The organism is Salegentibacter maritimus (assembly GCF_016236975.1).
Classification (GTDB): domain Bacteria; phylum Bacteroidota; class Bacteroidia; order Flavobacteriales; family Flavobacteriaceae; genus Salegentibacter; species Salegentibacter maritimus.
The window spans coordinates 135,938-161,355 of the sequence record NZ_JAEHNY010000001.1 but is presented as its reverse complement, the minus strand read 5'-3'; the positions used below and the strand labels follow the sequence as shown (position 1 = coordinate 161,355).

The following is a 25,418-nucleotide window of genomic DNA, read 5'->3' as shown; positions in this document are numbered from 1 at the left end:
ACTCTAAACATTATAATATACAAGAGATTTAATGTCCCTAAAGTTAAAATTTAAAGAAAGCTTATTTCACCTATTGGAGCTGCTGCCCGCGAAACAGGGCTATTATGCTTACCATACAATTCAAAACCTCGCTAACAGGCAGAATATGTTAGATCGGCTAAAAACCAACGTTTTTAGTTTTCGTGGTTTGCAAAGATTGTTACAGGAAAATAAGCTATCCTTAGAAGGGAAAAATGTTTTAGAAATCGGTTCGGGATGGGCACCTGTTATGCCTTACCTGATGCTTTACAAGGGGAAAGCAAAATCGGTTTCCAGTTTCGACCTAAACCGGCATTTTAATAGGAAACGAATTCGCGAATTGAACGAGGTTTTTCTATCGGAATATGGTATTAATGTTAGGGCCGAGTCTAAAAGTGAATGGGGTTTACCAAAAGAGATTGCGTATTATCCCAATACCAACCTAATAAATATAGAATTGCCGGAAACAGACCTGATATTTTCCCGGTTTGTTCTGGAACACGTAAAGCCGGAAGATCTTCGGTTAATGCACCAAAAATTTAAAGCCGATTTAAAGCCGGGGAGCATAATAGTACATTTAATTTCCCCAAGCGATCACCGTGCCTATGTAGATAAAAAATTGAGTTTGCAGGACTTCTTGCAATACAGCGAAACCCAGTGGCGAAAGAAACAAACCAGATTTGATTATCATAACCGATTAAGGCTTCCACAATATAAAGCTATTTTTAAAGCCGCAGGGTTGGAACTGTTGCATATTGAGTATGATCAACCCGGTGTTGACTCTTTTAAGAGGTTCAAATCTTTAAACATACATACAGATTTTAAAAAATTTACAGATAAAGAATTGACGGCAGGATCCATTAATGTGGTTTTGAGGGTGTAAAGGGAAATAAAACCTGTTCCTTTCTCCAGGTAACCGGTGTATCGAAGCTAATTCGGTTCTAACAAGAATTTCTATTACTATCAAGCACTTCGACTTTCGCCTCCTGCGTCGTCGGCTCAGTGTGACAGCGTGTTTTATGATGGGTAACTAACAAATCAATATTGTCCTGCTGAGCCCATATTTCTGCCCGGAGGGCTGGAATATGGAAAGTCGAAGCAATGTCAGGCTGAGCGCAACAGAAAGGAGGATTGCTATCACCAATTAACGAATCCCGAATTAACGAATCAACCAATCACCAATCAACGAATCCCGAATTAACTAATCAACCAATCACCAATTAACTAGTTAACTAACGTGAGTTCGATATAAAATGGAATAAAAAAGAAAAAATAAACAATAAAGAAAAAGCAGAAAATCAGTATATTTAAGTATCTAAAATTCAAATATTTAACTGTTTTCTGCTTATGATTTCTACTGATAAAATTATTGAAATTTTTTGTTTTATTGATGAATTTCATCAAGAATTTGAACAAGCTCAAAATGGACATCTTCTTCAATCTGATTGCGGGGTCAGAAAGAGAAATAGAAAATCCAAGCTTTCCAATAGTGAGGTAATGACCCTTATGGTATTCTTCCATTGCGGAAATTTTAGAAACCTAAAACACTTTTACCTTTTTTATGTAAAACAACATTTGAAAAGTGAATTTCCTGAAACAGTATCTTACAACCGTTTTGTGGAACTTCAACAAAAAGCAGTGGTGCCAATGGCCTTATTCCTAAAAATGTGTTGTTTGGGTAAATGCACAGGTATTTCCTTTATAGATTCAACACCCTTACGATCTTGCCATATCAAAAGGGAAAAGCAGCATAAGACTTTTAAAGGAATGGCCGCTAAAGGCCAATGTTCCATAGGATGGTTCTTTGGCTTTAAACTTCATTTAATCATTAATGATAAAGGAGAAATCCTGGATTTTAATGCTTACCCAAGGCAATGTTGATGACAGGGAACCCTTAAAAAATAATAATTTCCATAAGAAGATAATGGGTAGGCTCTACGGCGACAAAGGCTATATAGGCAAAGACCTCTTTGAAAAACTATTCGTCGATGGAGTCCATCTGGTCACTAAAATCAGAAAAAACATGAAGAACAGCTTGATGCATACCTACGACAAAGTGATGTTGAAAAAGAGGGCCATTATAGAAACAGTAAATGATGAACTGAAGAATATGTGCCAAATCGAACATACCAGGCACAGAAGCTTTGATAATTTCCTATCAAACCTACTCTCGGGACTTATCGCATACAGCTTCTTTCCTAAAAAACCTTCATTAAACCTGGAGATTATAGATCAAAGATTATCTGCTTAAGTCGAACTCACGTTAACTAAATAACCAATCAAATTAATTAACTTGCTTCTAAAATTTGAAAACTATTTATGTTTATAATCGCTGAAATTGGGCAGGCCCACGAAGGAAGTCTTGGAATGGCTTTATCTTATATAGATGCACTGGCAGATACCGGGGTAGACGCCGTTAAATTCCAGGTGCATATGGCAGCGGCCGAAAGCAGTGAGTTCGAGCCTTTCCGTATAAAGTTTAGCCAGCAGGATAAAACCCGTCTCAATTATTGGAAACGTATGGAGTTTTCCCCGGAAGAATGGAAGCTATTAAAGCAAAAATGCGAAGAAAAAGCAGTGGAGTTTCTTGCTTCACCTTTTAGTAATGCTGCCGTAAATCTTTTAGAGGAACTAGGGGTAAAAAGATATAAGCTTGGTTCGGGAGAAGTTAATAATTTTTTGTTATTGGAAAAAATAGCCGGAATCGGGAAGCCGGTAATTCTTTCCTCCGGAATGAGCTCTCTTAAAGAATTAGATAAAACGGTAGAATTTCTTAAAAGTCGGAATGTTGAATTTTCTGTGCTTCAATGCACCACGGCTTATCCTACTACAGCTCAAAATTATGGGCTCAATGTGATTAGGGAATTAAAAGAGCGGTATGATGTGCCAATTGGTTATTCCGATCATTCTGCGAAAATAGAAACCTGTATTGCCGCTACGGTCCTTGGTGCTGAAATTCTTGAATTTCACGCAGTTTTTGATAGGCGTAGCTTCGGACCCGACGCAACTTCTTCACTTGAAATTGATGAGGTAAAAACCCTGGTAGAAGCCGTAAATAACATTCAAACATCTTTGCGTTGTAGGGTAGATAAAACAGACAACTCTCAGTATAAAGAACTGAAAAATATTTTTGAAAAATCCCTGGCTGTAAATAAGCATTTACCTGCTGGCCATAAATTAACTTTTAATGATCTGGAAGCAAAAAAACCAAAAGGCTATGGTATAGATGCCTCAAAATTTGAACAGGTATTAGGCAAAGAATTAAATAAAGAAAAGAGGCAATGGGAGTTTTTAAATTGGGAAGATGTTGGGGGTAGTCTATAGTCTTTAGAAGATGATTTTTTGTGACAGCGCGTTTTAATAATTAGAGCAATGTCAGGTTGAGCGCAACTGAAAGGAGGAAAAGCTTACTCTGAGCGCGTAGCTGTGGAAGGGTCGAAGCCGGCTTTTTAAACTTTAACTCTAGCAGCTTACTATCAAGCACTTCGACTTTCGACTGTTGTGTCGTCGGCTCAGTGTGACAGCGCGTTTTATAATGGGGAACTAACAAACCAATATTGTCATGCTGAGCCCATATTTCTGCCCGGAGGGCTGGAATATGGAAAGTCGAAGCAATGTCAGGCTGAGCCCGACTGAAAGGAGGAAAGTCGAAGCCCCCTACCGCTATTAAATTTATTCCTCTAAATTTTCGTCTGGTTTTCCGAATTGCCCGTAACTTTTTGAGAATTTTATAAGAGCCTTCCAATTGCTATTGATTAAAGCTTGTTTTTTTCTGCGGCTCCATCCTTTAATTTGTTTTTCTACCATAATGGCATAGTTAGGATCTGTAAACTGCTCCTGCCATTTTAATACTACAGGGCGTCGGGTAAAGGTATATGCACGCTTAGCATAGCCGGAGTTATGTTCCCATAATCTTCTATTTAGGTTATTGGTGATACCTGTGTAATAAGACTTGTCTTTACATTCAACTATATAGACATAATATAATTTCATATTACAATTTAAGCAATAAAATTATAGTTGTTTACTTATGAGTTACAATGCTGATTTTAATTTGTTTAAAGCCACTAACTAACTTAACCCCGGTAGCTATTACTATCAAGCACTTCGACTTTCGACTCCTGCGTCGTCGGCTCAGTGTGACAGTTGGTTTTAATAATTAGAGCAATGTCAGGCTGAGCCCGACTGAAAGGAGAATTGCTATCACCAATTAACCAATCCCGAATTAACGAATCCCGAATCAACCAATCACCAATCAACCAATCCCGAATTAACTATTCTCCACGCTCTCCACTCTTTTCTCTAAAGCTAAAAACTACAGCCCCAGGCTACCGACTACCGACTAATTTATTTACATTTGTTTGAACCTGAAAATCACCTATGCTTCAAATTGTTCACCAGCGTGCTGAAAAGATTATCTGTGTAAATTATAAAGGAACGCCTTTGGAGATTGAAGAAACGAATCTTTGTAAGGCTTTTTGGGTTTTAGCCGAAAACTATCCCGATGAGTTGATTTGCTGGTGTGAAGAAACCTATACCCAGAAGTTTGACGAAAGTTTTTTAAAGGAAATATTTGGCCACAATCTTATCATGGCCTCCTATGCTTTGGAGCACTCTTATTTTTCCGAAAAGATTGGCTATATAGACCAACATCCATCTATAAATATTAATCCCGAAGTGCCTTATGGTACCTGGAGGATGAGTACAGATGCCGGTGGTATAAAGGGGGGTATCTTGTCTAAATTTCAGCAAACATTTGGGAACATAAAGGATTTTGGATTTTTATTAAATGCTATTGCTAAATCTGGACAACACAATGGGCTATTCTGTTATTCAGACCCTCGTTTTTTTACTCCCAAACTGAAAAAAGACTATAATCTGCGGCCTGTAGCAGGTGTTTCAGAGCTATTTTCTTTTGTGTATGTTCATTATAAAACAGCAAGACTTTGGTTATTGTTTTGGTGTTTTGTAAAGTTTGAAGGCTCTTTTCCTATACTTTCCCTTTTGCGATCATTGTTTAGAAAAAAAGTTTTTCTAAAGGAAATTGATTTTGGAAAGGTAGGGTTGAAAAGAATAGAAAAGACAGTAAAGCCTTATAGTCTGGATGTGATTATACCAACCCTGGGACGAAGAGAATATTTATTACAGGTTTTAGACGATTTAAAAAAACAAAGTGTATTACCGAAAAAAGTAATCGTCGTAGAGCAAAATCCCGATCCTAATTCTCAAACAGATTTGCCGGAACTTACTGCTGAAGAATGGCCATTTAAACTGATACATCATTTTATACACAAAACAGGTGCCTGTACAGCCAGGAATATGGCTCTGGAAGAAGTAGATGCCGATTGGGTCTTTTTTGCCGATGATGATAACAGGATGGAAAGTGATGTTCTGGAAAAATCTTTAATTGAATTAGAGGCATATAATATTAATTGTCTAACCCTTAATTATATTCAACCCGGGGAGACTTTATTTTTTGATAAAAGAAAACAATGGGGAACCTTTGGGGCCGGAAATAGTATAGTTAGAGGTGTTTTTGCGAAAAAAATAAGGTTCGATGCGGCTTTTAATTATGGCTACGGTGAAGACATGGAGTATGGTATGCAACTGCGAAATGCCGGCTGTGATATTATTTATCATCCAGATATAAAAATTGTTCATTTAAAAGCTCCCAGGGGTGGGTTTCGGGAAGTATCATTACCGCCCTGGAAAGAAGATGATCCAAAACCGGCACCTACCATTATGTTGTTTGCTGAAAAATATTATACTTCTATACAGAAAAAAGGTTTTAAGACAGAACTTTTTCTACGTAATTATAGTCTAAGCAAAAACCTTAATCCCATAAAGTATTGGAAAAATATGCAACTGCGTTGGCTTAAAAGCGAGACCTGGGCTAAAAAACTAATGCTAAAATAACTTTGGAATGAAGTTTTTAATAAGTCAGAGAGCCCTTACCGAAAATGATTTCCAGAAACTGGAGCAAAAATATAAGTTTCAGGAAATAGCAATTGGCCCCTACAACATTTTGAAAGAAAATGAAACCGAAGTGTATGATGGGAGCGAATGCAAGGCTTTTATAGATGGGTATATACGGGATTTTAATGTTTCCTGTTCGCAGCTGGGATTTCAAATTGAAAGTGCTATTGACTTAATTAGCAAACAATGGCCCGTTCCCAACTCAATAAGTGGCTCTTTTTCTGCTGCGATTATACAAGAAAGCAGTGGGGAGCTTATTATTTGTAATGATGCCATTGGCGTATATCCGCTATATTATTTAACCGGGGAGAAAGGTTTTTATATTTCTAATAGCCTGGCCTGGTTAGGAGCATTATCGGAAACGGCTGGAGATGAAGTGGGTTTATTTCAACGCGCTTATTGCCCTGAATTTGCAAATATTGGATCCAGAACAATCTTAAAAGATGTAAAGCGCCTTTTACCCGGCGAATGGATTAGGTTTGGTAAGTTGGGGTGCATCCTGGAAAAAAAATACGATAATGAATTATACCAGGAACTTTCTAAAAATATTTCGCCTTCAAATTACTGGCAAGCTTTTAAAAAGGAGCTGTCTTATTGTTTAGCAGAAGAGAAGAACCTACATATAGCCCTTAGCGGGGGAATGGATAGTAGGTTGCTAATTGGTGGTGTTCAGAAGAATAAAAGAGTCTTTTGTCATACCTATGGTGATAAAGATTTTTATGAGACCCGTATCGCCAGGCGCATTGCCGGGATTTACAAGGCTGATTTTAAGAATTATTCATGCCCGCAATTAAACTTTCCGGAGAAAAAAATTATTGAAAAATATACCCTTGAAACAGAGGCCGTCTATATAAATAATTGGCTTGAAATTTTAGAAGGACAAGATCTAAAGAAAAAGGAAAGTATTCTGGTAGGGGATATGACAGAGTCTTTACAGGGAAGAAACCTACCGATGAAAAAAAGCTGGAAAAATTTTAATCAGTATTATCATGGGCGAAAGGAGTATTCTTTAACCGGGAATACCAGGGAAAAATTTCAAGACTGGAAAAGAACTATAATAGGGAAATATACCGGTTTGGCTTCTCAAAAGCATATTGATAGGTTAAAATTAAATATATCGGAGAAAAATCTCAAAGATGAAATTATAAAGGATATAGAAAAGCTAATAGATAGAATAGAAGCCCATAACCTTGCTTATATGGAGCTTGTTGCCGAATTATTTTCCTGGTTTACACATTCCCGAATTCCTATGGGGAAACAAATACTTATCTTAAATTCTAAGTTTAAAGCCTATTGCGTGCCTATGTCTGTTCAAATACTTCGCTTAACCAGTAATATACATCCGGGTTTAAGGCTAGGTGGCAGGTATATAAAATCTTTGTTTACTTCGGTAGCAGAATTAAGGCCCGGAGCGAGTGTGCCTACAGCCCAAATACCATTTGTAGCTTTTAAATCGCCGGAAATATTCAAGTTACCAATTTGGTTTTTAAGATCTGAAATAGACGATTTTCTTATTAAACGCTTAATGAAGTCTGCCAACCCAAATAAAAGATATCGCTTGTTAAAATCCTTTAATTGGGTAAAGGTGTATCAGCAGCCCCAAATGGAAACAAGATTGCGATCTTATTTTAAAAAGTCTTATTTAGGGAAAGAATATACCAATGCTATAATTGCCGGGGCTTTGGCGAGAAAAGACCTGAAGCAATGGCCCCTTAGTAATACCAATATAATTAATGCTGCAGCATTAAATGAAGAATTAGCTCTTATAAAACTTCTTACAAAGAATGAAATTTAACTTAATTGTTTGTACATATCGGCGAAGTAAAGCAATAGAGCGGTTAATGCAATCGGTAAAAGAGCAAACTTTATATCCCGATGAGATTCTTGTGATTGATGCTTCTCCAAACGATTTAACTAAAAAGCTGTTGGAGGTAAAGAAGTATCCGGCTTTAAAGTATTTTAAGGTAGGAAAGGAAAACAGTGGCTTAACCCGGCAGCGCAATTTTGGGATAAAACATTCCGCTAAGGCTATGGATGTGCTTTGTTTTCTTGATGATGATATAGTGCTGGAACCTAATTATTTTGAGAAATTAATTGCTAGCTACAAACAATATCCTGATGCCATTGGAGTTGGAGGGCAAATAAAGGATGATGTTAATTGGAGAAAAGTGCCGGCGAATTATAAAGCTCATTTTAAAGAATTTGTAATTGATAATTATGTAAGGCCCCTGGGACAAAGAAATGTGCTTAGAAAAAGCTTGGGATTACTTTCTGATAAACCTCCGGGTTTTATGCCCGATTTCTCCCATGGTTTTTCCACTGGCTTTTTACCGCCTTCAGGAGAAATATATCCGGTAGAATTCTTTATGGGTGGAGTGGCCTCATATAAACATCGACTTTTTTCAGAAATAAATTTTTCAGAAAAGTTTATAGGATATGGCCTATATGAAGACATGGACTTTTGTTTACGAGCTTCGCGATTAGGCCAATTATATGTAAATACAGCAGCTAGAGTAGCACATTTGCACGATGAGGCTGGTAGGCCTAATCATTATAAATATGGAGAAATGGTGGTTAAAAATGGCTACTATGTTTGGAAATTAAAAAATCCAAACCCTTCAGCTAAAGCAGCCATTAAATTTTGGGGAATCCATATTTTGTTGTTATTGATTAGATTTGTTAATGGATTTAACAAAGATAAAAGTGGGTTTGATGATGCCAGGGGAAGATTTAAAAGTCTTATCGCTATGATTAAACTCTAATATCCAATGATAGAAATTAGAACTTATTTGCCGTAATTCAATGAGTGGTCAAAGAACAGATATTATTTTATTATTAACGGGTACTATTGAGAGAAACTCTTCAGATGTCCTTGCAGTAAAGGATCCGGAGATAAGAAAGCAACAATACCTGGATGCTATCTCGTTCTATTTAAATCATACATCTTTTAAAATTATTTTTGCTGAAAACTCGGGAAATTCCCTGGCCAACGATTTTCCGGAGTCAGATAGATTGGAATTTATAAGCTTTAACTCTCCAAAAATTTCACCGGATAGGGGGAAAGGTTATAAAGAATTAGAGATTATGGATTATGCCATTAAAAATTCAAGGTTTATTAAGAATTCCAGTTTAATTGTTAAGATAACAGGTAGGTTAAAGGTTTTGAATATTAATAAGTTAGTTGGTTTTACTCATAATTTTGATTATTCAAATAATGGATTAATACTTTCTAATATTTACAAAAGACTAAAAATGGACTCGAGATGTTTTTTGTTTTCTATAGATTTCTGGCCTTACCTTCAGGAAAATGGAAAGGCAATTAATGTAGGTTTTTCATTTGAAAAAGCTTTATGGAAGGCAATTGTAGACTTTAAAAATAAAGGCAGTGGAACATATAGACAATTTTCTCAACCTTTAAGGATTAAGGGTATTAGCGGTGGCTTCGGAATGCCATATAAACATGGGGTATTAATAATTTTTGCTAAAAAGCTAAAGCACTATCTGAATTTTTATACCTATTCAGAAATTTTAAAATAAGTAGTTAAAAATGACTAACGATTAACTAATGCAAACCGTTTTTATAGCTTTTACCTTAAAGAATTCTTCGGTGGCCGAATTTTTTGTGAGCCTGGCAAATAAACTATCAAAAACGCATAGGGTATTTGTTTTTACATACGCTACTGAAGCTCATGATTTAAGTCTGGATAGTTCTATAGAAGTTTTGGAGTGGCCTTCCAAAAGACCTACAAAACTTGCAGATTTTAGGTTTTTAGTGAAAAATATCAGGGAATATAAGCCCAAAACTTTAATTGCCAGTTTTGGAGCGGTAAATCTGTTTATGCTCGCAGGTTTTCTATTAAAAGTGAAACATCGGGTGGCCTGGTACCATACCCTAACCAGCCAATTAGAATTTAAGCGCCTGCTTTTTTGGAGGAAAAAAGCTATTTATAAACTTGCAACACGAATAATAGCCAACTCAGCATCGGCAGAATTAGATGTGATAAAGGCCTTTGGTATTAATAAAAATAAAGTAGAAGTTATTTCGAATGCTGTAAATAATCCTTGTATTACTGCTGAAACAAATAGGCATAAACTGGTTTATGCAGGAAGGTTACATAGTATAAAAGGAATTAAAGTACTTTTTAAGGCCCTGGAAATTGTTAAGGAAAAATATCCGGATATAATATTGGAGGTTATAGGTGGGGAAGATGAGCCAGGAATGATGAGCGAACTCCTGCAGCTTACAAAGAAATTAAAATTAGAGGAAAATGTTCAGTTTGCCGGTAGCCGCCAAAAAGACTATGTACTGCAGGCCTTTTCAACAGCTTATTGCAGTATTGTTCCTTCTTATTTTGAAGCTTTTGGATATGTTGTAATTGAAAGTTTTTCGGTGCATACGCCGGTAATAGGGTCTAATACTACAGGGATAGCCGAAATTATTCAAAATGAATCAAGCGGCTTATTGTTTGAACCTGGAAACCATGGGGAGTTGGCATCGCAAATAAATAGATTATTAACACGGCCGAAATTGAGGGATAAACTTTCAGAAAAGGCATATGAGCAGTTTTTGAAGAAGTACGAATTAAACCGGGTAATAGGTGATTTTGTTGGGCAATCTATTATCTTTAAATAAGGTTTTTGGTTAAATGAACAGGGAAAGGGAGGAAATAAATAAAAGGCAAAGAGATTTTTATCAAAATTTCGATAAGAATTTACCCAGTAAGGCCTGGTCTTATTTTAGAAATAAGGCTTTGAATAGCCTTAAGAAACAAATTGGTGTAGAAAAAGATATTTATAATTTACATAAAAGCTGGTTTGGAGATCTTGCACAAAAAAAAGTACTTGATCTTGGGTGTTATGCCGGAAATGTTTTGAGCCTTCACCTGGCCCAACATTCTAAGGAATACCTGGGAATAGATCTTAGTCCTAAAGGGATAGCAGTTCTAAATAAAAGACTGGAAGGTATTGAAGGCGCCAACGCAAAAGTTATAGATTTTCTTTCAGAAGATTTTAAAGAGAAAGATTTCGACCTGATCTATGCTTACGGTGTTTTACATCATTTTAAAGATGTAGAGGAATTGATTGAAAAATTACAGGAAAAGCTAGCCCCCCGTGGAGAGATTATTGGTTATGATCCACTTCAAACCAGCAGGCCTATAAAACTTTTAAGGAATCTATATAGACCTTTTCAAAGCGACCGGGATTGGGAATGGCCTTTTTCAAAAGAAACTTATTATAAATTTGAAAAGGCTTTTGATGTAAAAGAGCGGAGGGGAGTTTTGGGAAGGGCCAAATGGAGTGCCCTTCTAAATCTTTTACCTATTTCCGAAGAAAAAAAAATAACAAAGGCCAAAACCTGGCACCAGGAAGATTGGGAGAAATCTGTTAATAATGATAAACATTTGTTCTCCTGTATGCATATAAGTTTACGCCTTGTTAAAAAGCCTGTAAAATGAAATTTGCTGTTTTTACTCACGTAATTCATGGCATAAAAAACGGCAGGTTTTATGCTTATAGTCCTTATATACGGGAAATGAATCTATGGCTGAAATATGTAGATGAAGTAGAAATTGTAGCAGCTTTAGAAGAAGAGAGTAATAAAGAAGAGGAGAATAGCCCACAAGGAGAATATTACAAGCATTCTAATATTACTTTTACCGAAATTTCATCTTTTCATCTACTAAACTTTCTTGCGGTTTTAGATACTTTGCTAAAAATCCCATTTATTTTCTTTAGAATCCTGGGCGCGATGCACAGGGCAGATCATTTACATATACGGTGCCCGGGCAACATTGGATTATTGGCTGCAATTGCCCAATTTTTTTTTCCAAAGAAGCCCAAGACGGTAAAATATGCCGGGAATTGGGATCCTAAAGCTACCCAGCCCATCACCTATAAACTTCAGAAGAAAATTTTAGGAAATACTTTTTTAACCAGGAATACAAAAGTTTTGGTGTATGGTGACTGGCCACAACAGTCTGATAATATTTTTCCTTTTTTTACAGCGAGTTTTTCTGAAAAAGAAAAAGAACTTATTAAGAAAGACTTTAAACCACCTTATAAATTTATTTTTTCTGGAAACCTTGTAGAAGGGAAAGGGGTTGACAAGGCAATTGAATTCATTAAAATTTTACGCACTAACAACCTGGACTGCCGGTTGGAGATTTATGGAGATGGTATCCTTGAAAATGACTTAAGAGAACTGGTAGAAAATGAAAATTTAAAAAAACATGTGCATTTTAAGGGACGGGTAGGTTTAGCAACTTTAAAAGAAGCTTATCGCGATGCACATTTTACGCTGCTTTTGTCCAAAAGTGAAGGCTGGCCTAAAGCAATTGCTGAAGGAATGTGGTATGGATGTATTCCAATCGCTACTTCTGTAAGTTGTGTGCCATGGATGCTAAATGCACCTTCCGTCCCCAACGGGGAAACCAATATAGTTACTCTTACTGAGAGAGGAATTGTTATCGGTTCAAGGTTCAAGGTTCAAGGTTCAGGGTTTGAGGGTTCAAAATTGTTGGATCAAATGGTACCTGATGTTGAGGCTTTAACAAATGATACAGAAAGGATGAAAAAAATGTCTATTGCCTCCCAGAAATGGAGTCAGCAATATACACTGGAGAGGTTTGAAAGGGCAATCCGGGGAATGATTTAGGGTTTAAGGTTCCGCGTTCAGGGTTCAACGTAAATGCTTACTTTGCTATACATTATTGTTGAATATAAATATTTATTAGATGGCAAAGGTTGAACATTTCGAAGATCTGGAGGTTTGGCAGTTGGGACGGGAGATATGTAGGGAAGTTGAATATCTTTTTTTAAATACGTCGCTGGGTAAAAGATATAAATTGAGAGATCAAATGGATAGTAGCTCAGGGTCTATTATGGATAACATTGCCGAAGGATTTGGTAGGGGAGGAAATATGGAATTCCGTAACTTCCTTGGATATTCTAGAGGATCCTGTACCGAATTAAAATCTCAGCTTTATCGAGCCAGAGATAAGAATCTGATTTCAGAAGAAAGGTTTAAAAATTTATCCGAAAAATGCGAAAAGGAAATCGCAAAGCTCACAGCTTTTATTTCATTCCTAAACCGATCAGATTTCAAAGGCTCAAAATTTAGAAAAGAATAAAGATGAAGGTTCAGGGGGCAATTTTCAATGATTACAGTTTGACATCACGTTGAACATTAAACGTTAAACGAAGAACAATTTGAACATTAAACGGTGAACATATTTAAAAAGTACAGGTGATTAAAGGCCAACAGAAGAAACTAAGAATATTACAACTAACCGATACCTTAAACCCCGGTGGAGCAGAGCGTATGGCAGTTAACCTGGCTAATTCCCTGAAGCTGGAAGTAGAGGCTTCCTATATATGTTGTACCAGGCAGGAAGGAATGTTAAAAAGGGAGCTGAAAAATGGAGTTGGATATTTGTTTTTGAACAAAAAACACAGTCTCGATCTACGAGCATTTTTGAAATTAAAAAGCTTTGTAAAAAAAGAACAAATAGAACTTGTTCATGCCCACGGGACTTCCTGGTTTTGGGGAGTTCTTTTAAAATTATCTGGATTAAAAATAAAGCTGGTTTGGCATGATCACTACGGGGAGTCGGAGCATCTGAAGCAAAGGAATATTAGAATTTTAAAACCTCTTTCCCGATATTTTGATGGAATAATTTCGGTTAACGAGGCCCTTAAAAATTGGGCGCAAGTAAAATTAAAGTCGCAAACAGTAGTCCAGCTGAACAATTTTATTTGCGTTTCAGACAGATCAAATACCGATAGTTCTTTAAAAGGCAGTTCCACTGATTTTAAAATTGTCTGTGTCGCTAATCTCCGTCCACAGAAAGATCATCTAAATCTGCTTGCAGCTTTTGAGAAAATTAGTATAAAAGGGGTTAGTTTGCATCTTATTGGAGCCGATCCGGATACTGCTTATTCAAAAAAGCTTAGGAAAGAAATCCTGAACTCTACGAAGCCAATTTATTATTACGGAAGCATTACAGAATTGGCAGGTTTACTTCATCAGGCTCATTTAGGAGTGTTGAGTTCTCGTTCTGAAGGTTTGCCGCTAGCACTTTTGGAATATGCTTTTGCCGGGTTGCCGGTAGTTTATACCAATGTTGGCCAATGTAAGGAGGTTATGGCAGAAAATGCTTTGGGAGTTCCTGCAAATAACGCAGATGCCCTGGCTGCAGCTATTGAAAGATATTATTCGAATAAGGAATTTAGAGAGCAGGATGCGAGATGCCTACAAAAAAGGATTAAAAAATTATATTCAAAAGAAGAGGTTCTTCCATTATTTCTAAAATTTTATAATAACTTGATAAAAGATAATGGCCGGTACAAGTAGATATCAATTTAATTATGTAGAACTGCTCCTGATTCATTTGGGAATGGCTTTTGCCGTATATTTTTTTCGACCTTCATCTCCATTTATTCTGTTAGGGGTTATTGTTTATTTCTTGTTTTTAACCATTGTAAATGAAAACAAGAATAACGAAGCACTCATGGGAGCGGCGTATATTGCCGGAGGAGAAGTGTTCTTTAGACAAACTGATGCCATGTTTTTTTACGAAACGGGAAAATATATGGTAATTGTTTTCTTACTAATAGGGATGTTTTTTAAAGGCACCTCTTCCCGTACCGCACCTTATTGGACCTATCTTTTTATACTCATTCCGGGAATAGTGGTGGCATCTATAACTATGAGCTATGATTCTGAAGTTAGAAAATTAGTTGCATTTAATTTAAGTGGCCCTGTTGCTTTAGGTGTCAGCGCAATTTATTGTTACTATAAAAAAATTCAAGAAAGGGATTTTAAGTCGGTTATTTCTTTTTTGTTAATGCCATTAATTGCCCATATGTTTTACTTATATCTTTATACACCCAGTATGATGGATGTAGGAATTAATCTTCAGGCAAATTATGCTGCTACCGGTGGGTATGGCCCTAATCAGATTTCTACGGTTTTTGGTTTTGGGGCTGTTTTGTTGGCTATGCGTTTATTTGTGGTTAGGCATAAACTTATAAACTTAATAGATCTGGTTTTATTAGGGATGATGGGGTATCGGGCTTTGATAACATTTTCTCGTGGAGGGGTGTTTACTGCTGTTATCTGTATAGCTGCATTCCTTATTTTCCTGTATTATAAAAGAGGTGCTCGTGAGAGGAATCGTTTAAATTTTAAGATCTTTCTTCTTGGAGGTACAATTTTACTATTATGGTTGTTTTCATTAGTCCAAACCGGAGGGCTATTGGGAAATCGTTATACCAATAGGGATGCTGCCGGAGAATTGAAGAAAGATATAACCACCGGCAGGGCCGAATTGATAGAAACCGAATTACAGGCCTTTATTAATCATCCGGTTACCGGAATAGGAGTTGGAAAGGGATATGAATATAGACTGGAGAACCAGGGCATATCTATTGCCACCCACAATGAACTTAGTAGAATGCTATCTGAACACGGCTTGTTGGGGCTGGTTGCTATTCTTATTCTTATCCTGGTTCCTATAATTTTCTGGACAAAATTTAAGAACAATTATTATTTTTTGGCGTTCTTAGCCTTTTGGTTTTTAACCATTAATCATTCGGCTATGCGAATTGCCTTACCGGCATTTGTGTATGGATTGGCCTTATTATATATAGTAGATGACAAAAAGCATCCTGTACATAGGAAACGACTTGCAAATCAATAGCTTTACAGCTACTTATATTTCTTTTTTTAGCAAAATGTTGCGTAAGGAAGGTTATAAGGTAAAAACTGCTTCTACCCGAAGCAATAAGGGCTTGCGGCTTATTGAAATGTTAGGTCTTATTGTACGCTATCATAAAACAACCGATATTGTCCTTATTGATACCTATGGCGCGATGAACTTTTACTATGCCTATTTGGTTGCCAAAACCTGCCAGGCTTATCATGTAGATTATATTCCCATTTTACATGGCGGAAATCTTCCCGATCGTTTACGTGCTTCTAAGAAATTTAGCCAAAGCCTGTTTGGAAGGGCAAAGGTTAATATAGCGCCATCTAAATTTTTGTACGATATTTTTAAAGCTGAAGGCTTTATTAATACCCAAATTATTCCAAATGCAATTCAAATGGAGAATTATCCGTTTAAAAAGCGAGAGGGATTTGCGCCTAAGTTGTTGTGGGTTAGGCGTTTTCAGAAGCGCTATAATCCTATTATGGCTTTGGAAGTTTTGTTATTACTTAAAAAAGATTATCCAAAGGCAGAACTTTGTATGGTAGGGCCAGATAAGGATGGAACTATGAAAGCCTGTAAAAAATTTGCAGAGAAACACCAACTTAATGTGCGGTTTACGGGGAAGCTAATGAAAAAAGATTGGGCAAAGCTTTCAAAAAATTATAACTTTTTTATAAATACCACCAATATAGATAATACCCCTATTAGCGTTATTGAGGCTATGAGTCTTGGATTGGCAGTGGTTTCTACCAATATTGGTGGTATGCCCATGCTTATTGATCATAATAAAGATGGGATATTGGTGCCGGTTAAGGATGCAAAAACCATGGCTACCGAAATAAGTAAACTTGTTGAGGATAGTGAAAAGGCACAACTCCTGTCTAAAAATGCCAGGGATAAAGTAGAAGCTTTTGCCTGGAAAAAGGTGAAAACCGATTGGAATGAGATCCTAAACTTATGAAAAACTTGCTTTATATTGGTAATGAGTTACAGCCCAGGGGAGGTAGCCCAACTACAATAGATAGATTAGCGCCACTCTTTAAAAATGAAGGTTTTCAGGTGAAAACATCTTCCTCAAGAGAAAATCAGTTGTTGAGATTGGCAGAGATGATGACTTCTGTTATTAGCAATAAACCCTGGTTAGATGTGGTGCTTATAGACACTTATAGTACCAGAAATTTTTGGTATGCGGTGCTTACCGCAGAACTTTGCAAAAAACTCGCTTTGGATTATATTTTGTTGTTACATGGGGGCGAGCTGCCAAAAAGAATAAAAAAAAGCCCGGGATTATCGGCTTCTTTATTCGAACGTGCAAAACTAAATATTGCTCCTTCTTATTATCTTTTTCAAAAATTTAAGGAAGCGGGTTTTAGAAATATTAAGTACATACCTAATTTCATTTGTCTTGAAGATTACCCCTATAAAATAAGAAAAACTGTAGCTCCCAAATTACTATGGGTTCGGGCTTTTGCAAAAATTTACAATCCGATATTGGCCATAAAAGTTTTAGAAGAAGTTTTAAAAAACTATCCTAACGCACAGCTTTGTATGGTGGGGGCAAAAAAAGATGAATCTTATAAAGAATGCCTAACTTATGCAGAAGAGAATAACCTACCCGTAAAGTTTACCGGAAAACTATCAAAACCTGAATGGATTGAGCTTTCTAAAGATTATGATATTTTTCTAAACACCACGAATGTAGATAATACCCCTGTGAGTATCCTGGAAGCCATGGCTTTGGGGTTTCCTATTATTTCTACTGAAGTAGGAGGAATCCCTTATTTAATTCAGGATAAACAAAACGGATTGCTCGTGCCGCCAAAAAATAAACTGTCTATGGTAAATGCCGTTAAAAGCCTCTTAGGAAATTCGGTTTTAGCCGAAAACTTAAGTCAAAATGCAAGACAGAAGGCCGAAAAATTCGACTGGCAAATAGTAAAAAAAGATTGGAATGAGGTTTTAAAATAAATATGGAGGAAATAAGAAAGTGGTTTGTAATAACAGTAAAAAAATAGGAAATATTGGAAACTCCCGCAGCGATGATTTTTTCCATTTTATTTGATAATAAGAGGTAGAAATCAAAAAAAATATATCTTTAATCCCTAAGTAGGTAAACCATGTCTCAAAGGCCACTTTTACATTTTGAAATCTCTGAGCGTAAGGTATTACTACGCTTGTTAGACTCTGTGTGTATTTTAACCAGCCTTGGTTTAATAGGAGTTATCTTTGAATTCGATTACTTTAGAATAAATTCTGAGAACTGGTATTGGACCCTGGTATTGCTGCTTTATTTTAACTTTTTTGCAAGTATATTTGAACTCTACGATCTGCAAAAGGCTTCTAAGTTTGACAGTGTTTTGCAAAATTCTATACTTTGTTCTGCAACCACTGTGGGCTTCTATATGCTTACGCCTATTTTAACACCAAGCCTTCCAGACAACAGGTTACAGATTCTTTTTTTCTTTCTTGCCATTTTGTTGCCATTGTTATTGTGGCGCTTAATTTATATCACTTTAATTTCATCTCCACGTTTTTATAAACGAGTTTTGGTAGTTGGCAATTCTTTTGATATTAATCGAATTAGCTCCGATCTTCAAAAGACCGATCCAAACTATTTAGTGGTAGGTTATATTAAAACCGAAGATCAAATTCCATTAGAAATTAAGGAAGAAAAGTTAATTAGGTTTGAAGTTGAAGATATCAAGGCGGCTATTAAAAAATACCATATCAATGAAATTGTAGTAGCCAGTGGATATAAAAGGGGCTTAATGTTGTCGCTGTATAATCAATTAAGTTATTTATTAAAAAAGGGTTTCTCTATTAAGGATTATACCCAGGTTTATGAAGAAGTAACCCAAAGGATCCCGGTGCAACACGTAGACAAAGACTTTTACAGATATTTTCCTTTTAGTAGAAGTAATAAAAATACGTTTTATCAGGTTTTTTTTAGAATATTTGATGTGGTTATTGCCGTTATGGGCTTACTGTTTTTCGCATTCATTCTTCCTTTTATCTTATTGGCAAATCTATTAGGTAATCGTGGTTCACTTTTTTACCGACAGGAAAGAATAGGTAAATATGGCGATGTTTTTAGGATTTTAAAGTTAAGGACTATGGTTAAAGATGCTGAAGTGAATGGGCCACAATATGCCGAAAAAAATGATTTACGAACCACGCGCTTCGGAAAATTCTTAAGAAGATCGCGAATAGATGAAATTCCTCAGTTTTATAATGTTTTAAAGGGAGAGATGAGCCTGATAGGCCCAAGGCCTGAAAGACCTGTTTTTGTTGCAGAATTATCCAGGGCGATTCCTTTTTATGAAACCCGCCACGTTGTAAAACCCGGTCTAACGGGTTGGGCCCAGGTAAAAGGCGAATATGGTAATGGCCAGGCCGATAGCCTGGTAAAATTGCAATACGATCTTTATTATATAAAACACCGAAGCATTTTTTTAGATTTAAATATTCTCTTAAAAACTTTTAGCACCGTAATTTTCTTTAGAGGGCAGTGATCCAGTATCCAGTATTCAGTATTCAGTGGCAGTAAGCAGTTTTTTAGTTCCCGGTTTTCAGTTTATTAACGGACCACAGTTAATTTGAGAAGATATTTCGAGCCTCCTAGATAAAAATTTAAAAACAGCAGTGTTCAAAGTAAATTAAGAAGTGAACTCTCACTACAATCTTCTCCCATTTTTTTAGGGTAGGTGGCTAAGGCGGAGGGGGTTCTTGTTGAAAACTATTCTTGTGTCAATTAATCATAAAATTCGTTATTGATATAGGAAGGTAGTAATCTATTGTTGTTTGCTGCTTTAATCTGGTCTATTTCGTTTATATTTTACAACTGCAAATAAGAAAATAAATAAAGCCAGAAATTGAGCAACCCGTGCTAAATAATCTCCATGTTTTACATAAAAAGTTTTATCGGTATTCAAATGGATAGTAGACTTTATGCTTCCCTGTTTTTCATAGCCCAGGCTTTTAGTGATCTCTCCTTTTTGATTGATAAAGGCTGAAATACCGGTATTGGCGCTACGTACTACATCACGCCTGGTTTCAATAGCCCTTAATTTTGCATAGCTTAGATGTTGGCGGTGGCCCTGGGTATTTCCCCACCAGGCATCATTGGTGATTATACTAAGGAAATTTGAACCATTATCAATATAACCCGTAACAAATTCACCATAAACTGATTCATAACAAATAATAGGACCTGCATAATTCTCATTGTTTAGAGCAAAGGCTTCTCGTTCTTCCTGCGTGGTTTTCATGGCTACTGTGCCGCCAAGATCAATCATTACGTCCCCAAGAATAGGTTTTAAAACTTCCTGATACGGGAAATTTTCTACACCTACAACAAGCTTCGATTTATGGTATAGTTCAGGTTTATTTTGGGCATTCATTAAAAAAGCCGAATTATAATCGTCGTACCAGTCGTTGGGGCCTATTTGATTGCTTTGTTCCCTAACTTTTGCCGGATCATTGAACCGTTCGTAGAAAGATATTCCACTAAGGAAATTAACCTGTGGGTGGCTGTTAATAAGTTGTCTTGCAAAAAATGCAGCTTCAGATTTTTCAAAATTTGATAATACCGTGCCATCGGCAAAAACAGTTTCCGGGGCCACAACCAATTGTGTGTTTTCGCTAACTTTTTCTTCGCTTAGTTTTAATAATAATTCTCCAATTCGGGTATCGGTAGTATTGTATTTTTCGGTGTAAGGGTTAATATTGGGCTGTAAGATTACCACTTCCATGGTATCTCCTTTTTGCTCTATTTGGCTTAATAAAAGGTAAGAAATGCCAATAGGAATTATAACAATAAGGCCTAATTTGAAAATGCCCCTATAGATTAAGTTTTTATCTTTAAACTCGTTATAAAGCAATACGGCTTTAAAGACGGCAATGTTGCCTAGCCATACCCAAAGTGTACCGCCAAAAGTCCCGGTATATTCATACCATTGTACCCAGTTTTGAAATTCTGAAAAGGCGTTTCCTAGATTTAGCCAGGGCCAGGAAAATTCCCAGGCAAGGTGTATTTTTTCAAAAACCATCCATATACTTACCAAAAAGGCTGCAGCCGCACTAAATCCGGTTCGTTTAGCTACAATATGATACAACATAAAGACCAGTGCCATTAGAAGGGAATTCACCAAAATCGCAAAAGCTCCACCAAAAGGTGTAGAGAAGTAGATCCAATAGGTTGTGATGAGGTTCCACAAGAAAAAGCTTAGGTACGCAAGGCCAAAAACTTTCCACTTTATATATTTTTCACCGGAATTTCGAACTTTAAATTCTGCATAAAGCAGAGGAACAAAAGCAAAAAATAAAAGTAAAGGAAAACCGTAAGTGGGCCAGGCAAGTGCTAATAAAAGTCCGCTTAATACTGCGTAAATAAGATTTTTCATAAAAGGAAATTCTGCTCAAAAATAGCAAACTATTCTCTTTTAAAGAGGCTTCTGGCATTTCTTTGAAGTTAAAGCTTTTGTAATTGTTATTTCAGAAATTGAAAAAACTTGTAAAAACAGGTGGCAATTGCTTAGTTTAGTATTTTAGAAAACCAACCTATGACTATAAAAAGACATATTCCGAATTTTATAACGCTTTTGAATTTACTCTGCGGAACTATTGCTGTTATTTTTGCTGTGCAGGGAAGCCTCATTATGGCTGCCATATTTGTAGCAGCCGGGATTTTCTTCGATTTTTTTGATGGCCTGGCGGCAAGAAGTTTAAACGTGGCCGGCGAGCTTGGGTTGCAATTAGATTCGCTGGCCGATGTGGTAACCAGTGGGGTTGTTCCGGGAATAGTGATGTATCAATTATTAAATAATGCGCTTCCGGGAGTTCCTCTCGCAGAAAATACCGGTTGGGATACAAACCAGGGCTGGTGGGAATGGAATTTTAATACGCTTGCGTTAATAGGCTTGTTAATAAGTTTAGCTTCGGCATATAGGTTGGCAAAGTTTAATGTGGACGATCGCCAAACCGATTCTTTTATAGGGGTGCCCACCCCAGCCAATGCGCTTTTAATTTTAAGTTTTCCGCTTATTTTAACCTATCAGCCAGATAGTTTTATCACCGATTTGATTTTAAATGAATGGTTTTTAATAGGGCTAACTTTTTTAAGTTGTTACCTTTTAAATGCCGAAATAAAGTTATTTGCGCTTAAATTTTCCAATTGGGGTCTTGCCGATAATAAACTACGTTACTTTTTCTTGCTTTTATGCCTGGTGCTTATCCTGGTTTTTCAATTTGTAGCTGTACCCTTAATTATATTAAGCTATGTACTTTTATCAATAGTATTTCCGAAGAAAGACTAGGTGGGGTAATTGATTTATTGGTACCGCCAAAGGATGTAATACCCAAAGGCTTGCCTCGAAATTAAAAATTTGTTTCCAACGAATGTCTCTTGGGCTTGCCCCAAGTTAGTTTACTGTTTAGATAAAACCGCATTAGATCGTCGAGGCTGTCTGAAATGTCTGGTTTCGTCAAACTGAACTTGTTTCAGCTTTTAAGATGTTTTGATTACCAATATTTTACCTCCCCGATAAAGAATCGGGGCAGGCTCTGAAATAAATTCAGGATGAGGATTTTAGGAAGTTTTCAGACAGCCACTTTTGTATTTGACTCCAAAACAAAATTCGGGATAGAGTCTGAAATAAGTTTAGCATGACGTCTTTTAAGCTCTTGTCTGGAAAGTAAAGCTTTTAAGGAGCAGCAATTATCTGTAACTTATTAATTACTTAAATATTTTTTTCTTTCTAAGTTCGAAGTTTTGGCCCAGGTAAACTTTTCGAACCATTTCGTCTTCGGCAAGTTCTTCGGGTTGCCCGTGTTTTAGGATACTTCCTTCAAACATTAGGTAAGTACGATCTGTAATAGCAAGGGTTTCCTGTACGTTATGGTCGGTAATAAGAATCCCTATATTTTTGTTTTTTAATTGGGCTACAATTCTTTGAATATCTTCTACTGCCACGGGGTCTACTCCCGCAAAAGGTTCATCCAGAAGAATAAAATTTGGGTCGGTTGCAAGTGCGCGTGCAATTTCAGTACGTCTTCTTTCCCCACCACTTAAAAGGTCACCTCGATTTTTACGAATATGGTTTAATCCAAATTCTTCAATAAGGGTTTCCATTTTTTCATGGCGTTCTTCTTTAGAGAGATCGGTGAGTTCGAGCACGCTCATTATGTTGTCTTCAATACTTAGTTTCCTAAAAACCGAAGCTTCCTGGGCAAGATAACCAATACCATGTTGTGCCCTTTTATACATTGGATATTTGGTGATATTCACTTTGTCTAAAACAATATTGCCCGAATTTGGTTTAATAAGCCCAACGATCATATAAAAAGAAGTGGTTTTTCCGGCACCATTGGGCCCAAGCAAACCAACGATCTCCCCCTGGTTAACTTCCAAAGAGATACCCTTTACAACTTCCTTTCCTTTGTAGGCTTTAACTAAATTTTCGGCACGTAGTTTCATTTAAAAAAGTGATTTACAGCTAAGGTACATTTTTTATGCCAGCCTATTTCTGGTTAGCATCTTCTAAGGCGTCCCAATATTCATGGGCTCTTCGCAGGTGTGGAATAACAATAGTACCACCGATTAGAGTACCAATGCTTAAGGTTTCCATTACCTGGTCACGGCTTAAGCCTTCTTTATAACTGGACTCCAGGTGGTATTTTACACAATCGTCACATCTTAAAACCAACGAGGCTACCAGGCCAAGCAGTTCCTTTGTTTTTTTATCTACAGCGCCCTCGGTGAAGGCATTAGTGTCTAAATTGAAAATTCTTTTAAGCACCTTATTGTTTTCGCCAAGAATTTTATCGTTCATCTGCTGACGGTAAGCATTGAATTCGTCAACTTTATTGCTCATAGCTATCTTTTGTTAATTCTTCTTTGTTCTTGTTTATAGATTACTTTTGAAATAAGAATACTTACTTCATAAAGAATCAGTACCGGAATAGCGACAATTATCTGGCTCACTATATCGGGAGGGGTTATTATAGCTGATAGAATCAGTACAATTACCAAAGCATACTTTCGGTATTTTTTTAAGAATTGCGGTGTTACTACCCCAACCCTGGTTAGGAAATAAATCACGATGGGCAATTCAAAAATAAGTCCGCTGGCAAGCACTGAAGCTCTAACCAGGCCTATATAACTACTTAAATCGAAATCGTTAAAAACGGCTTCACTAACCTGGTATTTTCCGAGGAAATTTATAGATAGAGGAGTTACTACATAATAGCCAAAAACAACTCCAATAAAAAATAGTAGGGAGCTTATAAAAATAAATCCTTTGGCGTGTTTTCGCTCGTTATCGTGCATGGCGGGAGCCACAAACTTCCAAAATTGGTAAATAACATAAGGAAACGCAATAATAAACCCGGCCGTTATAGAGGTCCATACGTGGGCAGAGAATTGCCCGCCCATGGTTCTACTTTGAATTCTAAAAGGCATTTCATCAAAACAAAACCCGGCATCCAGGCCAAGTGATGTAGAAATTCTACATAGCATGTCGTAAGAAAAGAAATCGCCTCTACTTGGGCCAAAAAGTAATACGTCAAAGATAAATCCTTTTAAAAGAAAGGCTATAGAGCCGGCAATTACTATAGAGATAACCGCTCTTATTAAGTGCCATCTTAAATCTTCTAAATGGTCCAAAAAGGACATCTCTGGTTCAGGGGTGCCAATTTGCTTCATTATAAAATTCCTTCTCTAATTAAATTATGGATATGTACAACACCTGCGTAAGTATTATTTTCTACGGCCAGTAATTGGGAGATTTTATTTGCCTCCAACAATTCTAAAGCGTCTACCGCCAGGGAATCCTGTTCTATGGTTTTTGGTTTTGGGCTCATAATGTCGATGGCCTTAAGGTCTTTAAAGTTGGTGTTGTTTTTAAGCATTCGCCTAATATCACCATCGGTTATTATTCCTATAATTTTATTGTTTTCAACCACTGCGGTTACCCCTAACATTTTTTCAGATATTTCAATAATCGCATCGGTAACCGAAGTCTCGGGAGTTACCTGGGGTTTCAGGTTTTGAGCCGTAATATCGCTTACCCTTAAATACAGTTTCTTCCCAAGGGAGCCACCGGGATGGTATTTAGCAAAGTCTTTTCGGGAAAAGCCTTTCAGCTTTAAAAGGCAAATAGCCAGGGCATCGCCAATAACCATTTGTGCAGTAGTGCTGGTTGTAGGGGCAAGATTGTTTGGGCAGGCCTCTTTTTCAACAAAAGAGTTTAACACAAAATCAGATTCTTTACCCAGAAAAGAATTCTTATCTGCCGTAATTCCTATAAGCAGGTTTTGGAAATCTTTAATATAAGGTACCAGTACTTTTATTTCTGGACTATTTCCACTTTTAGAAATACAAATTACCACATCGTCTTTTTGAATGGTACCAAGATCTCCATGAATAGCATCGGCTGCATGCATAAAAATAGCCGGCGTTCCGGTAGAATTTAAGGTAGCTACTATTTTGGTAGCAATAATAGCACTTTTTCCTATCCCCGTAAGGATTACCCTGCCTTTAGATTTGTATATTTGTTCTACGGCTGATGCAAACTCATGATCAATAACATTTTCCAGGTTTGCAATTGCTTTGGCCTCTATGGAAATGGTTTCTTTAGCTGCGGTAAGAATTTTTTCCTTCAGTTTCAAATTTTGATAAAATTAAGGATTGTGAGTTTAAAGAAATATGTATCTTTA

The 25,418-nt window shown here is 36.7% G+C and carries 22 protein-coding genes and 1 pseudogene; 17 read left to right on the top strand and 6 right to left on the bottom strand.

Annotated elements, in window-relative coordinates; genetic code table 11:
• Nucleotides 1–31: 31 nt before the first annotated feature.
• From I6U50_RS00745 to I6U50_RS00735, 3 genes and pseudogenes are all read left to right on the top strand, one after another.
• On the top strand, nt 32–901 hold the full coding sequence (locus I6U50_RS00745) for a methyltransferase domain-containing protein (protein WP_198637500.1): 870 nt from the start codon (nt 32–34) through the stop codon (nt 899–901).
• A 464-nt stretch (nt 902–1,365) separates the two neighbouring features.
• Nucleotides 1,366–2,269, top strand: a pseudogene (locus I6U50_RS00740) (IS982 family transposase).
• A 68-nt stretch (nt 2,270–2,337) separates the two neighbouring features.
• Entirely contained in the window at nt 2,338–3,342 is a 1,005-nt protein-coding gene (locus I6U50_RS00735) for an N-acetylneuraminate synthase family protein (protein WP_198637499.1), read from the top strand.
• 348 nt (nt 3,343–3,690) lie between these two features.
• On the opposite strand, the gene I6U50_RS00730 is transcribed toward I6U50_RS00735, so the two are convergent.
• Nucleotides 3,691–4,011, bottom strand: coding sequence for a GIY-YIG nuclease family protein (locus I6U50_RS00730; RefSeq protein WP_193710472.1), 321 nt, complete (start codon nt 4,009–4,011; stop codon nt 3,691–3,693).
• Between the two features lie 387 nt (nt 4,012–4,398).
• On the opposite strand from I6U50_RS00730, the gene I6U50_RS00725 reads away from it, so the two are divergent.
• The 13 genes from I6U50_RS00725 to I6U50_RS00665 all read left to right on the top strand — a co-directional run bounded on the left by I6U50_RS00725 (nt 4,399) and on the right by I6U50_RS00665 (nt 19,216).
• A complete protein-coding gene (locus I6U50_RS00725; protein WP_198637498.1) occupies nt 4,399–5,934 on the top strand; it encodes a glycosyltransferase family 2 protein in 1,536 nt (511 codons plus the stop codon).
• Between the two features lie 7 nt (nt 5,935–5,941).
• Nucleotides 5,942–7,789, top strand: coding sequence for an asparagine synthetase B family protein (locus I6U50_RS00720; RefSeq protein WP_198637497.1), 1,848 nt, complete (start codon nt 5,942–5,944; stop codon nt 7,787–7,789).
• A complete protein-coding gene (locus I6U50_RS00715) occupies nt 7,779–8,756 on the top strand; it encodes a glycosyltransferase family 2 protein (protein ID WP_198637496.1) in 978 nt (325 codons plus the stop codon). Before I6U50_RS00720 ends, I6U50_RS00715 begins: the two co-directional genes overlap by 11 nt.
• Nucleotides 8,757–8,796: 40 nt before the next feature.
• Nucleotides 8,797–9,531 carry a hypothetical protein gene (locus I6U50_RS00710; protein WP_193710476.1) on the top strand — a complete coding sequence of 245 codons (735 nt, stop codon included), beginning with the start codon at nt 8,797–8,799 and terminating at the stop codon, nt 9,529–9,531.
• A 28-nt stretch (nt 9,532–9,559) separates the two neighbouring features.
• Nucleotides 9,560–10,627: a glycosyltransferase family 4 protein gene (locus I6U50_RS00705; RefSeq protein ID WP_198637495.1), complete on the top strand. Its 1,068-nt coding sequence runs from the start codon at nt 9,560–9,562 to the stop codon at nt 10,625–10,627.
• A 13-nt stretch (nt 10,628–10,640) separates the two neighbouring features.
• The gene (locus tag I6U50_RS00700) at nt 10,641–11,450 is read left to right on the top strand and encodes a class I SAM-dependent methyltransferase (RefSeq protein WP_198637494.1); all 810 of its coding nucleotides are present in this window, start codon (nt 10,641–10,643) and stop codon (nt 11,448–11,450) included.
• Entirely contained in the window at nt 11,447–12,649 is a 1,203-nt protein-coding gene (locus I6U50_RS00695) for a glycosyltransferase family 4 protein (protein WP_198637493.1), read from the top strand. Before I6U50_RS00700 ends, I6U50_RS00695 begins: the two co-directional genes overlap by 4 nt.
• A gap of 79 nt (nt 12,650–12,728) precedes the next feature.
• Nucleotides 12,729–13,124, top strand: a complete 396-nt coding sequence (locus I6U50_RS00690) for a four helix bundle protein (RefSeq protein ID WP_198637492.1) — start codon at nt 12,729–12,731, stop codon at nt 13,122–13,124.
• 116 nt (nt 13,125–13,240) lie between these two features.
• On the top strand, nt 13,241–14,347 hold the full coding sequence (locus tag I6U50_RS16060) for a glycosyltransferase (RefSeq protein ID WP_198637491.1): 1,107 nt from the start codon (nt 13,241–13,243) through the stop codon (nt 14,345–14,347).
• Nucleotides 14,331–15,695: an O-antigen ligase family protein gene (locus I6U50_RS00680; protein ID WP_198637490.1), complete on the top strand. Its 1,365-nt coding sequence runs from the start codon at nt 14,331–14,333 to the stop codon at nt 15,693–15,695. Before I6U50_RS16060 ends, I6U50_RS00680 begins: the two co-directional genes overlap by 17 nt.
• Nucleotides 15,649–16,665, top strand: coding sequence for a glycosyltransferase family 4 protein (locus tag I6U50_RS00675; protein WP_198637489.1), 1,017 nt, complete (start codon nt 15,649–15,651; stop codon nt 16,663–16,665). The genes I6U50_RS00680 and I6U50_RS00675 overlap by 47 nt, the downstream gene beginning before the upstream one ends.
• Nucleotides 16,662–17,672 (top strand): glycosyltransferase family 4 protein, encoded by a 1,011-nt coding sequence (locus I6U50_RS00670; RefSeq protein ID WP_198637488.1) that lies wholly within the window; start codon nt 16,662–16,664, stop codon nt 17,670–17,672. The genes I6U50_RS00675 and I6U50_RS00670 overlap by 4 nt, the downstream gene beginning before the upstream one ends.
• 149 nt (nt 17,673–17,821) lie before the next feature.
• On the top strand, nt 17,822–19,216 hold the full coding sequence (locus I6U50_RS00665) for an exopolysaccharide biosynthesis polyprenyl glycosylphosphotransferase (protein ID WP_198637487.1): 1,395 nt from the start codon (nt 17,822–17,824) through the stop codon (nt 19,214–19,216).
• 297 nt (nt 19,217–19,513) lie between these two features.
• Here the strand turns inward: I6U50_RS00665 and lnt are convergent, their stop codons facing one another.
• Nucleotides 19,514–21,106, bottom strand: coding sequence for an apolipoprotein N-acyltransferase (lnt, locus tag I6U50_RS00660; RefSeq protein ID WP_198637486.1), 1,593 nt, complete (start codon nt 21,104–21,106; stop codon nt 19,514–19,516).
• Between the two features lie 159 nt (nt 21,107–21,265).
• Here lnt and I6U50_RS00655 point away from each other — a divergent pair, with 159 nt between their 5' ends.
• Nucleotides 21,266–22,018, top strand: coding sequence for a CDP-alcohol phosphatidyltransferase family protein (locus I6U50_RS00655; protein ID WP_193710487.1), 753 nt, complete (start codon nt 21,266–21,268; stop codon nt 22,016–22,018).
• A 419-nt stretch (nt 22,019–22,437) separates the two neighbouring features.
• On the opposite strand, the gene lptB is transcribed toward I6U50_RS00655, so the two are convergent.
• Genes lptB through I6U50_RS00635 form a run of 4 tightly spaced genes read right to left on the bottom strand, consistent with a single transcriptional unit; the run spans nt 22,438 to nt 25,370 of the window.
• The gene (gene lptB, locus I6U50_RS00650; RefSeq protein ID WP_193710488.1) at nt 22,438–23,178 is read right to left on the bottom strand and encodes an LPS export ABC transporter ATP-binding protein; all 741 of its coding nucleotides are present in this window, start codon (nt 23,176–23,178) and stop codon (nt 22,438–22,440) included.
• 43 nt (nt 23,179–23,221) lie between these two features.
• A complete protein-coding gene (locus I6U50_RS00645) occupies nt 23,222–23,575 on the bottom strand; it encodes a carboxymuconolactone decarboxylase family protein (RefSeq protein WP_193710489.1) in 354 nt (117 codons plus the stop codon).
• A gap of 2 nt (nt 23,576–23,577) precedes the next feature.
• Nucleotides 23,578–24,405, bottom strand: coding sequence for a twin-arginine translocase subunit TatC (gene tatC / locus I6U50_RS00640; protein ID WP_193710490.1), 828 nt, complete (start codon nt 24,403–24,405; stop codon nt 23,578–23,580).
• On the bottom strand, nt 24,405–25,370 hold the full coding sequence (locus I6U50_RS00635; protein WP_193710491.1) for a KpsF/GutQ family sugar-phosphate isomerase: 966 nt from the start codon (nt 25,368–25,370) through the stop codon (nt 24,405–24,407). The genes tatC and I6U50_RS00635 overlap by 1 nt, the downstream gene beginning before the upstream one ends.
• Nucleotides 25,371–25,418: the final 48 nt, after the last annotated feature.

What these genes read in the sequence shown, in the direction of transcription:
- I6U50_RS00745 (WP_198637500.1), top strand. Translation starts at nt 32, where the DNA reads ATGTCCCTAAAGTTAAAATTTAAAGAAAGCTTATTTCACCTATTGGAG.
- I6U50_RS00735 (WP_198637499.1), top strand. Translation starts at nt 2,338, where the DNA reads ATGTTTATAATCGCTGAAATTGGGCAGGCCCACGAAGGAAGTCTTGGA.
- I6U50_RS00730 (WP_193710472.1), bottom strand. Translation starts at nt 4,011, where the DNA reads ATGAAATTATATTATGTCTATATAGTTGAATGTAAAGACAAGTCTTAT.
- I6U50_RS00725 (WP_198637498.1), top strand. Translation starts at nt 4,399, where the DNA reads ATGCTTCAAATTGTTCACCAGCGTGCTGAAAAGATTATCTGTGTAAAT.
- I6U50_RS00720 (WP_198637497.1), top strand. Translation starts at nt 5,942, where the DNA reads ATGAAGTTTTTAATAAGTCAGAGAGCCCTTACCGAAAATGATTTCCAG.
- I6U50_RS00715 (WP_198637496.1), top strand. Translation starts at nt 7,779, where the DNA reads ATGAAATTTAACTTAATTGTTTGTACATATCGGCGAAGTAAAGCAATA.
- I6U50_RS00710 (WP_193710476.1), top strand. Translation starts at nt 8,797, where the DNA reads ATGAGTGGTCAAAGAACAGATATTATTTTATTATTAACGGGTACTATT.
- I6U50_RS00705 (WP_198637495.1), top strand. Translation starts at nt 9,560, where the DNA reads ATGCAAACCGTTTTTATAGCTTTTACCTTAAAGAATTCTTCGGTGGCC.
- I6U50_RS00700 (WP_198637494.1), top strand. Translation starts at nt 10,641, where the DNA reads ATGAACAGGGAAAGGGAGGAAATAAATAAAAGGCAAAGAGATTTTTAT.
- I6U50_RS00695 (WP_198637493.1), top strand. Translation starts at nt 11,447, where the DNA reads ATGAAATTTGCTGTTTTTACTCACGTAATTCATGGCATAAAAAACGGC.
- I6U50_RS00690 (WP_198637492.1), top strand. Translation starts at nt 12,729, where the DNA reads ATGGCAAAGGTTGAACATTTCGAAGATCTGGAGGTTTGGCAGTTGGGA.
- I6U50_RS00680 (WP_198637490.1), top strand. Translation starts at nt 14,331, where the DNA reads ATGGCCGGTACAAGTAGATATCAATTTAATTATGTAGAACTGCTCCTG.
- I6U50_RS00675 (WP_198637489.1), top strand. Translation starts at nt 15,649, where the DNA reads ATGACAAAAAGCATCCTGTACATAGGAAACGACTTGCAAATCAATAGC.
- I6U50_RS00670 (WP_198637488.1), top strand. Translation starts at nt 16,662, where the DNA reads ATGAAAAACTTGCTTTATATTGGTAATGAGTTACAGCCCAGGGGAGGT.
- I6U50_RS00665 (WP_198637487.1), top strand. Translation starts at nt 17,822, where the DNA reads ATGTCTCAAAGGCCACTTTTACATTTTGAAATCTCTGAGCGTAAGGTA.
- lnt (WP_198637486.1), bottom strand. Translation starts at nt 21,106, where the DNA reads ATGAAAAATCTTATTTACGCAGTATTAAGCGGACTTTTATTAGCACTT.
- I6U50_RS00655 (WP_193710487.1), top strand. Translation starts at nt 21,266, where the DNA reads ATGACTATAAAAAGACATATTCCGAATTTTATAACGCTTTTGAATTTA.
- lptB (WP_193710488.1), bottom strand. Translation starts at nt 23,178, where the DNA reads ATGAAACTACGTGCCGAAAATTTAGTTAAAGCCTACAAAGGAAAGGAA.
- I6U50_RS00645 (WP_193710489.1), bottom strand. Translation starts at nt 23,575, where the DNA reads ATGAGCAATAAAGTTGACGAATTCAATGCTTACCGTCAGCAGATGAAC.
- tatC (WP_193710490.1), bottom strand. Translation starts at nt 24,405, where the DNA reads ATGAAGCAAATTGGCACCCCTGAACCAGAGATGTCCTTTTTGGACCAT.